Source organism: Aliivibrio fischeri (assembly GCF_009727955.1).
GTDB classification, from domain to species: Bacteria; Pseudomonadota; Gammaproteobacteria; order Enterobacterales; family Vibrionaceae; genus Aliivibrio; species Aliivibrio fischeri_A.
Genome location: NZ_WOBR01000010.1, coordinates 553026 through 565997, shown reverse-complemented (window position 1 = coordinate 565997; position 12972 = coordinate 553026). Strand labels below are relative to the sequence as shown.

Below are 12972 nucleotides of genomic sequence, written 5' to 3'. Positions count from 1 at the left end.
CCAAGAAAGTTTTGATATTACGGTAACGAATGCAGATGGTTCGACACCGGGCGGCGGTGATACGGATAATGATGTGGGCCCTGTTACAGATTCAAATGCAGCAGAGAATACCTTGTCAGAGAATGCTGAGATTGGCACGGTTGTAAATATCACTGGCCTCGCGACAGATCCAGATGGGGATAACGTTAGTTATAAACTCTCAGATGCAGATATTGCAAAAGGTCTGTTTGCTATCGATGCTACTACAGGGGTCGTGACATTGATTGGCAATCTTGATCATGAAGTCGCCGATTCTCACTCTATCACCATCATTGCCACTTCAACTGATGGATCAACAAGCCAAGAAAGTTTTGATATTACGGTAACAGATATCGATGAAATCCCACCGAATCCACCGACGATTACTTTAGATATCGACAGCGGTAAGTTGGGTGATGACTTCTTAACTAACGATGGTTCGTTTACTGTCACCCCAAGCGAAGTTGGCAATACGGTTGAGTACTTCGTGAATGGTTCGTGGACGACTGATGCGCCAACCGCTACCGAAGGTGCTAACTCAATTACGGTTCGTGAGACTGATGCAGCAGGTAATGTGTCTGGCTCAAATACACTAGATTTTGTTTTAGATACCCAAGCGCCAAATGCACCAACAATTACTCTTGATACCGACAGCGGCAAGATGGGTAATGACTTCCTAACTAACGATGGTTCGTTTACTGTCACCCCAAGCGAAGTTGGCAATACGGTTGAATACTTTGTTAATGGTGGATGGACAACTGATGCGCCAACCGCTACTGAAGGCGCTAACTCAATTACGGTGCGAGAGACTGATGCAGCTGGCAATGTGTCTGGCTCAAATACACTAGATTTTGTTTTAGATACCCAAGCGCCAAATGCACCAACAATTACTCTTGATACCGACAGCGGCAAACTAGGTAATGACTTCCTAACTAACGATGGCTCATTTACGGTCACGCCAAGTGAAGTTGGTAATACGGTTGAGTATCAAGCGGCGGATGGTAGTTGGTCAACAACACCTCCTGAAGTAGTTGAAGGTGATAATTCAATTACGATTCGTGAGACTGATGCGGCAGGCAATGTGTCTGGCTCAAACACACTGGATTTTGTGCTTGATACGAAAGCACCGAATGCTCCAACCATCACTTTAGATACCGACAGTGGCAAACTAGGTAATGACTTCCTAACTAACGATGGCTCATTTACGGTCACGCCAAGTGAAGTTGGTAATACGGTTGAGTATCAAGCGGCGGATGGTAGTTGGTCAACAACACCTCCTGAAGTAGTTGAAGGTGATAATTCAATTACGATTCGAGAAACTGATGCAGCGGGTAATGTGTCTGGCTCAAACACTTTAGATTTTGTTCTGGATACCCAAGCACCAAATGCACCAACAATTACTCTTGATACGGACAGCGGTAAGTTGGGTGATGACTTCTTAACTAATGACGGCTCGTTCACAGTAACCCCAAGTGAAGTTGGCAATACGGTTGAATACTTTGTTAATGGTGGATGGACAACTGATGCGCCAACCGCTACCGAAGGTGCTAATTCAATTACGGTTCGAGAAACTGATGCTGCAGGCAATGTCTCTGGTTCAAGTACACTGGATTTTGTACTTGATACGGAAGCACCGAATGCACCGACGATCACTTTAGATACCGACAGCGGCAAGTTAGGAAACGACTTCTTAACTAATGACGGCTCATTTACGGTCACGCCAAGTGAAGTTGGCAATACAGTTGAATATCAGGCAGCAGATGGCAGTTGGTCAACAACACCTCCTGAAGTAGTTGAAGGCGACAACTCAATTACAGTTCGTGAGACTGATGCCGCAGGCAATGTCTCTGGCTCAAATACACTGGATTTTGTGCTTGATACGCAAGCTCCAAATGCTCCTACGATTACTCTGAATGTTGATTCGGGTATTAGTAATGGTGATCTACTTACGAATGATGGTTCATTCACAGTAACGCCAAGCGAAATTGGTAACACGGTTGAATATCAAGCGGTGGATGGCAGTTGGTCAACAACACCTCCTGCTGTGGTTGAAGGTGATAATTCAATTACGGTTCGTGAGACTGATGCAGCTGGCAATGTGTCTGGCTCAAATACACTGGATTTTGTACTTGATACCCAAGCACCAAATGCACCAACGATCACCTTAGATACAGACAGCGGTAAACTAGGTAACGACTTCTTAACTAATGACGGCTCGTTTACGGTAACCCCAAGCGAAGATGGTAATACAGTTGAATATCAAGCAGCAGATGGCAGTTGGTCAACAACTGCTCCTGCTGTGGTTGAAGGTGATAATTCGATTGTTGTGCGTGAAACTGATGCAGCGGGTAATGTGTCAGGTTCAAATACACTAGATTTTGTTCTGGATACCCAAGCGCCAAATGCACCGACGATCACTTTAGATATAGACAGTGGCAAGTTAGGAAACGACTTTTTAACTAATGACGGCTCGTTCACAGTAACGCCAAATGAAGTTGGCAATACGGTTGAGTACTTCGTGAATGGTTCGTGGACGACTGATGCGCCAACCGCTACTGAAGGCGCTAACTCAATTACGGTGCGAGAGACTGATGCAGCTGGCAATGTCTCTGGCTCAAATACACTGGATTTTGTGCTTGATACGCAAGCGCCAAATGCTCCTACGATTACTCTGAATGTTGATTCGGGTATTAGTAATGGTGATCTACTTACGAATGACGGCTCATTCACAGTAACGCCAAGCGAAGTGGGTAATACAGTTGAATATCAAGCAGCGGATGGCAGTTGGTCAACAACCCCTCCTGAAGTAGTTGAAGGTGACAACTCTATTACGGTTCGAGAGACTGATGCGGCAGGTAATGTGTCTGGCTCGAGTACATTAGATTTTGTTTTAGATACTTCTGCAAATGCAGGTACTGTGATTGTAGATAATATCACTGAAGATGATGTAATTAATGCTAACGAAAGTGGCGAGAACATCATGATATCAGGTACAGCAATAGGTGGTGATATAAATAAAGATGATGTTGTCACCATGATTATCAATGGGCAATCTTATGAAACTACGGTTAATCAAGATGGTAGTTGGAGTGTAGCTGTTGACGGTGGTGATTTAGCTGCAGATACCGAATTTGAGGTATCTGTCAGCTCAAGTGATGATGCGGGCAATATAGTCGAGAGTAAAGTTACATCGCTTCATACTGTTGATACGCAGACCGGTACTGACGGTGCTGCACCAACCGTAGTGATCACGGAAGATACTAGTCCTAATGATGGTTTAATTAGTGCTTCTGAGTTAGTTGGTGATATTGATGTGAGTATTGGTTTGCCGACAGGAGCTTTAGAAGGTGAGATCATTACCGTAAGTGATGGAAACACAACAAAAGAGATCACTTTAACGGCTGCTCATTTAATCGCTGGTACTATAACAACAACGTTCCCAAGTCCTGGTGAAGGTAATGAGATTAAAGTTACTGCAACGCTAACGGATCAATATGGAAATGAATCAGAGAGTGGCGAAGACGTTGCGGTAATTGATACCTTAGCAGAAGTTGGCGCTGTTACGGTTGCTGATATTACAGAAGATGATGTTATTAATGCTAGCGAAAGTGGCGAAACCATAATAGTTACCGGCACCGCAATTGGTGGTGACATCAGTAAAGATGATGTTGTTACTATGATTATCAATGGCCAATCTTACGAAACGGCAGTTAATCTGGATGGTACTTGGAGTGTTGAGGTTGCGGGTAGTGACTTGGCTGAAGATACCGAGTTTGAAGTTGTTGTGAGTTCAAGTGACGATGCAGGAAATACCGTAGAAAGTAAGGTGACATCAACACATACTGTTGATACTGACGTTCTGACGGAAACCGATGGCGATGGTAATACCGGTATCACTTCAGATATCACTGATGCTACAAATAGTGGTTCTAATGATGACACAATCACTAATGATGCAACGCCTGATATTACGGGCGTAACAGAAGCGGGAGCTAAGGTAACTATTACCTATAGAGACGCATCGGATACGTTACGCACAGCTACGAGTACAGCAAGTGCTAATGGTGTTTATACCATCGCAATTTTGCACGCTTTAGCGGAAGGTTCTAACCTTATTGATATTGTTGCCGTCGATTCAGCAGGAAATACCGTATCAACTACACAAGATGTAACGGTTGATACTAAAGTACTGACAGAAACGGCTGGTGATAGTGACTTAGGTATTACTTCTGATATTACAGATAATACTAATACAGGTTCAAACTCTGATACCGTAACGAATAATACAACGCCAGATATCACAGGTGTAACTGAAGCTGGTGCTAAGGTTACTATTACTTATACCGATAAAGATGGTGTTATTCATACCACCGACGAAGTGACAGCAAATCAGAATGGTGAATACACCATATCTCTTCCTTATCAGTTAAATGAAGGAGCAAATGCATTAACCGTAACAGCAATAGATATTGCAGGTAATAAGACTGAAGTAATACAAGATGTCACTATCAATGCAGATCCTATTGCTAATGATTTTGACATTCAGTTAGTTGATGATATTAGCACTCAATTTAGTTTTGACGCATATGTCAGTGATCTTGAAGATGACGAAAACGATACAGATAACAAGTATGTAGACATTACGATAACTGATTCGCCAGAGTTTGGTACGCTTTATGTTGTTGATGGAGGCACCCGAACTGAAATTACATCTTCGACAGTATTAACGGAGTCAGATCAAATTGAATATGTTCTGGATAGTTCGATCAATGACGATTTAAGTTTTAATGCTCAAGAAGACTTTGCTCCAAATTACTCAAATGGAAGTGTTAACTCATTTACATTAGCAAGTGGCGTTATTATTTCTGGTGGACAATTTACCGGAGATAGCCCTGATAATACCAGTACGCTAACCCCTGAAACGCTTTATTATGATAACGTTGCTCAAGAAACTGGTTTAGGTGTTGGTAACAGCGAAATCGATGTAAAAACAAAAGATTATGTTGAAATTGATTTCAGCAATGTTGGGTCACCAAATACCACAGAGGTAGTAATAACTGAAGTTAATATGGACTTTGGTAGTGTTTGGGGAAATTATTCAGAAAACAGCAGTGCGGATGCCAAAGTTCAAGTATTGCTTTTCAAAGATGGGGTTTTAGTTGGTGAAAGTCCTTATACCTTTGATGATGAAAATAACGGTATTTATGATGGTAGTGGCGAATTTACCGCCAATATTCAGCTTGATAGCGGTTTTGACCAAATTAGAGTTTATACCATTCATGGTGAAGGTTCGACATCATCAAATTCTAATTTGACCCTACAAGGTGTTGAAGTAATTGATGCCATGGTAAGTGAAGATATTCATTATCAAGCTACAGACAGCGATGATGCGATTGATACTGGTGTTATTACTATTTCTACCGATAGTACTGATAAAGCCACGAATAATGCTCCAATTGTTGATAACTCAGTATTTAGTGAAACGTATGAAGATGTAGCTATTCCACTAAATTTAAGTGAGTTACTGATAAGTGATTTGGATGGTGATGATGTCACTCTAACTAATATTACCGTTGATCCAGCATTTGGTTCTTTAGAACTTATTTTCAATGGTAATGAAGTCATTGGGGCCACATTTACTCCAGTTGAAAATAAACATTTCGATAGTAATTCACCTGTTGAGTTTACGGTTACGGTGAGTGATGGGCATAAAACCTCAACGGGAACTGCTGAAATGATTGTTAATGCTCAAGCAGATAAACCAACCGTTTCTTTAGTTTTAGGTGAGCCAGTTATTACTAATTCAGCACCTAGTTTTGATACAAGTGACGTTGAAGCGATTAAAGAATATTTTGAAAATGGCGGCACTATTCCTGGAGTTGGCAATGTAACTTACAACGCTGCGATGGTTGTTGCCGATGATGGAAATAACTTAATCATAGGTACTCCTCTAGGTGATAATTTAATTGGTGATTCTATCCACGGAACAGGTAATGATGTTTTTGTTGGTGGCGGGTTAAATGACTCTATTTATGGTGGCACAGGTCCTCTTGATTCTGGTGTTGATGCCGTTATTTATAGCGGAAGTATCGATGAATATTTAATTACTAACCAAGGTGGAGCACATGGTGGAGGTGTTGATCACTGGGTAGTTACAGATACATTGGGACGTGATACAGGCTACGATCATACAGCACCAGAAGATAATGGAGATCAGTTATATCAAATTGAACGACTTGTGTTTTCTGATGCGATCGTTGAGTTAAATCCTGATGGTAGTTATACGATCATACAAAATGTTGAGATCCCATTAGATCTATCTGCAAGTGTTACAGACCTCGATGGAAGTGAATCACTTGAATCATTAGTGTTGTCTGGATTAAGTGAAAATGCAGTAATTTTAGATGAGAATAGGCAGCCGATTGGTACTTATGATGAGGCTACGGGTAATTGGATTCTTCCTGTTGGTACGGGAAATCAGACCGTTGATTTCAGTAACTTAAGTATTCAAGTTCCTAAGTCTGAATCTGACTTCACATTAAAGGCGACAGCAACAGCGATTGAAGCATCAAATTCTGATATTTCTACTGGGGATGCTGAAGCAACTTTACCACAAGATATTTTAGTTGATCAGGGTGGTTCATTACCGACAACATTAATTACTCTTGCTCTTGATTCATCTGGAAGCATGGGAGATGTAGAAGTTGATGATAAAGAAAGGATGCAACTAGTCTTGGAATCATCTATTAAGCTATTAGAAGATATTCAAAACCAGCCAAACTCAGGAACCGTGAAAGTTCAACTTATTGATTTTGATAATCGTTATTATGATGATGAAAATGGCACTGCCACTTCTTTAGGGTGGTATTCTGTTACCGATGCAATTACTCATCTACAAGATGCCATTGAGATTGAGGCACTTTCAGATCCTTACCATATTGGAGGAGGAACTGATTATAATGAAGCCATTTATGCAATATTTGATGGTTATTCAAATGATAAGATCCCGAATGACGTTGATTTATCGAATACAAATGATGTGATTTACTTTATTAGTGATGGGCACAATAACGAAGAGATACCAGCAGACCTTTTAGTTCAATGGAATGAGTTTATTGAAGATAAAGACGTTAAAGCGGTAGGTGTCATAAATGATGGTACGAATAATCCATATTTAGGTGGGCTAACTGATATTAGTGATAATGTTATTTATATCGAAGATAAAGAGTTATATACCGTACTCCCTCAGCTTAAACCTACCATTGGGCAGCAAGGAGCGCTTACCGGTTCTTTAACCGGAATAGTTAACTCAGAGATTGTTATTGAGACATCTAAAATCAATGTATTAAAAGTTATAGATCAAGATGGAAATGTATCTTCAGAAAGTGTGGATATTAATCTTTATGAAGAGAAGCTTCAGCTTGTAACTGATTACGGTAATTTATTGATTAATAAAGATGGAAGTTACTTATTCCAACCTATCGATAACCCGACTCTCATTGATAGTGGTAAATCGGTTACATATGAACTTGCCTATACAGTCATTGATGGCGAAGGTATTGAACATTTACAGCAAGCAACGCTTAATGTGAGTCCTTCTGATGAAGCAAATATACAGATAAACCATTCATTAAGTGGCTCAACCAATAATGATGTGGTTATTGGTAGCAATGAAGATGACGTTATCTTTGCTCATCAAGGAAACGATATTTTAATAGGTGGTCTTGGAGACGATATCTTAGTCGGAGGCATTGGTGATGATATCTTCAAATGGGTTGATCAAGGTGCTGATTCAGGAATTGATACCATTAAAGATTTCACTAAAGGTGAAGACTTAATTGATATTACTGAAATCCTGAATGATGATGTTCATCAAAATGATCTTAATGATTTGCTTGAGCATATTACTATATCTGAAGACGGTGATGATTTAACGCTCTCTATTACAGATGATGCAGGTAAAGATCATACGATTGTTGTTGAAGGAGGTGTTGGTTCATTTGGATTGGATAATGCTAATTTCTCAAATCAAGCTGAGATCCTAACTAAACTACTTGATGAGCAGCTTTTTAAATTAGATGATACTATCTAAGTTGTTGTTAATACGAAATTTAGGGTCTAATTAGACCCTTTTTTTATATCACCTCTTGTTTAGCTCGTTTCAAAAGAGCACAATTTATATGGATTGGAATTAAAGAAGTCGAAGTGGGATTTACATGGAATTAGAAGATATTCGTCGTGATTACAGCCTTGGTGGTTTACGTAGAGCCGATTTACCTCAAGAACCTGTAGACTTATTTGAGTTATGGTTAAAGCAAGCAGTAGAAGCTAAATTAACTGATCCTACAGCGATGACAGTAGCTACGGTGGATGAGAATGGACAGCCATTTCAGCGCATAGTGTTGTTAAAGCATTTTGATAAGACAGGTTTTGTGTTTTATACCAATTTGGGCTCTCGTAAGGCGCAACAATTAGAACACCACAGCAAAATATCACTGCATTTTCCATGGCACCCACTTGAGCGTCAGGTTCATATCACGGGTACTGCTGAGAAATTAACGGCTCTTGAGAATATGAAATACTTCACATCAAGACCGAAAGAAAGTCAGATAGCAGCATGGGCAAGCAAGCAGAGCAGTCGTTTAACCGCAAGAGCTGCACTTGAAGGAAAGTACCTCGAGCTAAAACAAAAGTTTGCAAAAGGAGAGATCCCTGTTCCGAAGTTTTGGGGGGGATTTAGAATTAAGATTGATTCTATTGAGTTTTGGCAAGGAGGGGATCATCGACTTCATGATCGATTCTTATACAGTAAAGATCAAAATGATTGGCAAATCGATCGTTTAGCGCCATGATCTTGTCGTTATTTATCTAGTATTAAACCGTAAAAAAAGGATGATCTTGTGTTCATCCTTTTTTCATAACCTAAAATTCTTTTAGCCACTCACTATTAAGTTTGTCGCTATCGCCTAAATAATCTAGTAACCACTGAATCGCAACAGACTGATTATTATTATTCCAAGCTAAACAGCATGGACTAGGAGCAATATGGTGTTCAATTTTCTTACTGATCACCTGTCCAGTTTCTAATAATCGCTTGGCTCTGTGATTAGGAATAACCCCAACTCCTAAGCCATCAATAAAACACTGTTCAGCACTGTGCCAGTTGGGAACGATTAATCGACGTTGATTATCTAATAGCCACGTTGAACGCTTAGGTAGGATTTGAGAGGTATCTTCAAGGCAAATCGCAGGGTATTTAACTAATTCTTCATTAGGGATGTCATGTTCAAAATTAGCCAGAGGATGATTGATACTAACGATAAAATCCCATGCCAACTCTCCCATAGGACGATAAGAAAAGTCTCCACCAATAGGAATGGTTGCTGTTGCACCTATACCTATATCTGCTCTACCCGTCATTAATGCATCCCACACACCGTTAAACACTTCCATAGTTAGCTGAAGTTCGATATCAGGAAAAGTCGCGTAAAAATCACGTACGAGTTGATTTACACTGTTTTCTCGAACCACATTATCTAATGCAACCGAAACACTTTGTTGCCAACCATTAGCAACTCGCTGAGTATTAAAGCGAATGTCTTCCATATCTTTTAATAATTTTCTTGCTTGGTCTACAAAATAAGTACCTGCGGCTGTGAGCTCTACCCGCCGATGAAGTCGAGTAAATAAAACGACCGTTAAGCGATCTTCTACTGATTTAATCGTATAGCTAATCGCACTGGGTACTTTGTGTAATTCATCTGCTGCTTGGCTAAAGCTGCCCAGTCGAGCAACGGACTCAATAGTGATTAATTCATGATATGAAAACATAAAATACCTGATGGTTATTTATTCGCATCAAATAATTTGATGCAAAGTGCAAATTATATCGTTTCACAAGAGTAGCAACTAGCACATAGAATGCAACGAATTTTAAAAATGTTCAGCTTTGGAGAAGAACATGGAAAATAAACAACAATCGATTCCTTATATTTGGCTTGCTGGCCTAAGTATGCTTGGTTTCTTAGCAACAGATATGTATTTACCTGCATTCGATATCATCCGTGGTGATTTAGGTACGACAGAAAATATGATTGGTTTAACCCTAAGTATTTTCTTGTTAGGTATGGCGATTGGTCAACTTTTTTACGGTCGATTAACTCAAAAATTAGGTACGAAAAAATCATTAATCATTGGTCTAAGTATTTTTGCTATCAGCAGTTTAGCTGCTTCATTTTCAACCAGTGTAGAAATGTTATTAGTTGCTCGTTTTTTTCAAGCGTTAGGTGCGTGTAGTGCAAACGTTATTTGGCAAGCAATGGTAATTCAACGTTATGATGCAAAAACATCACAACGTGTTTTCGCTACCATCATGCCACTTGTTGCTCTTTCTCCTGCGTTAGCACCATTATTGGGTGCTGCGATTGAAAAGTTCTACGGTTGGTCAATGATTTTTGTAACACTAACAGTGATTGGTGTTGGTCTAGCATTACGTACTTTTGTAGATAAAGAGCCAAAACAAGAAAAAGCGACTTCAACAAAAAGCATCACATTTCGTGATGTTATCAAGTCAAAAAAATTCACAGGTAACATGCTAATTTACGCAGCAAGTTCAGCAATTTTCTTTGCGTGGTTAACTGGCTCACCGTTCGTAATGACGCAAATGGGTTACTCTGGTGCTGATATTGGTTTAAGCTATGTTCCTCAAACTATTGCGTTCATCGTTGGTGGTTATGGTTGTCGTTGGGCATTAGAGCGTTTTGATGCACAAAAAGTACTACCGTGGATTTTAAAACTGTCTATTGCAAGTGTGGGTACTGTGTTCTTAGTATCATGGAGAATGGATGTGTCTTCTATTATCCCAATGCTAATTCCGTTCTGCTTCTTAGCGGCTGCAAATGGTGCAATCTACCCAATCGTAGTAAATAACGCATTGGTGGATTTTAAAGAAGGCAGTGCAGTAGCTTCTGGCCTACTTAACTTTTTACAAATGCTTTTCTGTGTAGCAGCAAGTGCAATGGTTTCAAGCATTAGTTACCTAGGTGCAATCTCTATGGGTAGCATTATGTTATTGCAACTTGTGTTCTTATTTATTGGTGCTGTTATGGTATTCAAAGTAAATAAAGAAGAAAGAGCGGCACTTGTTACTCAGTAACCAATCAATATATTGGTGAATAAAAATAGCATTGAGCATTATTGCCAATGCTATTTTTTTATCTGAAGAAAAGAGAATTATTTCTTTTTGATCATAATAGGTTCTACATCGATTTCATAACCCGAATAAGAGATTTTACTTGGACTATATTCTCTCTTTGTAACTAAGTGATGGGTGTTAAATTGAACGTCTACTCTAGGGAAAATCTTATTGGTTACAAAGATCGTATTCTCTTTTAAACCATTATTAAATGTGATCTGCTCTCGTTGAAGTTTTGAACCTAAAACTTGCAAGTCTTGCTCAGATTTTTCTTTTGAACGTAGAATTTTTTCAGCCAGTTCATTTGGTTGTTGTTCCATATGAATATTTGAAATTTTAATTAATTGAGTTTTAACTTCATTTATTTGCTTTTGAAGTAAATGAAGGTTCTCTTTTTGAGTTTCAAAATCATGAAAAGCCTGAACTTTAGTATATGCGCCACCTTCGATACCAAGGTTAGCGGTTTTAATTGCCCCATTTGCAACTAAGTTACCACCGCTGATGGTTCCATTTCTTTCGGCTTTATCAATAACAAAAATAGAACCTAACGACTCAATTAAGCAATGATTAGCATGGAGTGTAATATGAACATCCTGATGCGCCATTAAATGCGCATTCTGAGCTAGTTTTGATGTGATAGTACCTTCTGAACTCACTATGCAGGTCAACGGCTCTCCATCTTGAACAGGACGACCGATAATACCATGCATGACGGTGATATCGTGTTTTGCCGTTACTTCTGCATTTTCGATAAAACCACCGACAGTAATACTCCCTGTAGCGGTAACTTTCATACCTGATTCAATATCTTGTTGAATGAAAATACTGCCTTCAAAAGAGACATGACCGGATGTAGCGTTAACGGTTTTTAATGTCAGTAAGTTATCAATACCGACACCAGATTTATTGATTAATGGGCTACCATCAATATCCGCAATCAGTAAGTTTGGATCGGTAGGAGCAAGAGAGGAGCCAGGATAAAGTTGGAAAGGAATGTCCGTTCCTGGTGTAGCAGTAATGATTTTTCCAGTAATGGTTTTGCCATTTATCCCTTGTGTTGCAGGGATCCGCCTCATTAGTGGTGTATTTTGTTTAACGCTAATGACATTGCCTAGATCGCGCATATCTACATGGCCATCATCGGTTTCTTGTGGCTGAAGTACACGTTCATGAATGTTGGGTACTAAGGCTTCAAACTGTGTATCTTGTCCTTCGACGGCTTCGCGTCCAACGGCAATAACATCTGAGTAGGTTTCTCCCGGAGCAAGATCTTTTCCTTTGAGCAAGAGAACTTTTAAGGCCTCTTTTTTCACGCCTTTAGTGATGCCATTTTCTGTTAATGCTTGAATGATTTCAGGACCACGAACAGGATGACCGCCATAAGCTCCAGTCACTGTCATTGATGCCTTCATTTCATCATCTTGCATATGAACGACGAGTTGAGCATCTAAGCATTGAGCAATCATGACATTATTAAGTGCGGTAATATCGCCATTGTTAATTGCAGCAGTAATTTCATCAATATTACTTTGATATTGGTAATAATGACCCACTCCCATTGCACTCAATGCATTATCTATGTCTGAGTAATCAATAGGAGAGGTAAGTGACGTATCTTCTGGGATCACAAAATGTACAGCAGATTTTTTTTCTGAAAACGCTAAAAACTTTTCAATCATCCTTTTTCCCAAGTAATGAATTTTCATTAGTATAGGATGATATTATCATTTATAGCGTATGGGGTTCACATGGTGTTGATT

5 protein-coding genes are annotated in these 12972 nt (G+C 39.6%); 3 read left to right on the top strand and 2 right to left on the bottom strand.

Annotated features, from left to right (window positions below; all coding sequences use genetic code 11):
- Positions 1-73: 73 nt before the first annotated feature.
- Complete coding sequence (locus GNP81_RS15625; protein WP_336503045.1) at positions 74-8110, top strand: Ig-like domain-containing protein; 8037 nt, start codon at positions 74-76, stop codon at positions 8108-8110.
- 124 nt (positions 8111-8234) lie between these two features.
- Positions 8235-8870 carry a pyridoxamine 5'-phosphate oxidase gene (pdxH, locus tag GNP81_RS15620; RefSeq protein WP_065595997.1) on the top strand — a complete coding sequence of 212 codons (636 nt, stop codon included), beginning with the start codon at positions 8235-8237 and terminating at the stop codon, positions 8868-8870.
- Between the two features lie 70 nt (positions 8871-8940).
- On the opposite strand, the gene punR is transcribed toward pdxH, so the two are convergent.
- The gene (gene punR, locus GNP81_RS15615) at positions 8941-9849 is read right to left on the bottom strand and encodes a DNA-binding transcriptional activator PunR (RefSeq protein WP_155669526.1); all 909 of its coding nucleotides are present in this window, start codon (positions 9847-9849) and stop codon (positions 8941-8943) included.
- Positions 9850-9979: 130 nt separating this feature from the next.
- On the opposite strand from punR, the gene punC reads away from it, so the two are divergent.
- Entirely contained in the window at positions 9980-11173 is a 1194-nt protein-coding gene (gene punC / locus GNP81_RS15610; RefSeq protein ID WP_155669528.1) for a purine nucleoside transporter PunC, read from the top strand.
- 77 nt (positions 11174-11250) lie between these two features.
- Here the strand turns inward: punC and GNP81_RS15605 are convergent, their stop codons facing one another.
- Positions 11251-12891 carry a DUF342 domain-containing protein gene (locus GNP81_RS15605; protein WP_155669530.1) on the bottom strand — a complete coding sequence of 547 codons (1641 nt, stop codon included), beginning with the start codon at positions 12889-12891 and terminating at the stop codon, positions 11251-11253.
- Positions 12892-12972: the final 81 nt, after the last annotated feature.

Excerpts from the sequence above, each read along its gene's own strand:
- pdxH (WP_065595997.1), top strand. The coding sequence starts at position 8,235 with ATGGAATTAGAAGATATTCGTCGTGATTACAGCCTTGGTGGTTTACGT.
- punR (WP_155669526.1), bottom strand. The coding sequence starts at position 9,849 with ATGTTTTCATATCATGAATTAATCACTATTGAGTCCGTTGCTCGACTG.
- punC (WP_155669528.1), top strand. The coding sequence starts at position 9,980 with ATGGAAAATAAACAACAATCGATTCCTTATATTTGGCTTGCTGGCCTA.
- GNP81_RS15605 (WP_155669530.1), bottom strand. The coding sequence starts at position 12,891 with ATGATTGAAAAGTTTTTAGCGTTTTCAGAAAAAAAATCTGCTGTACAT.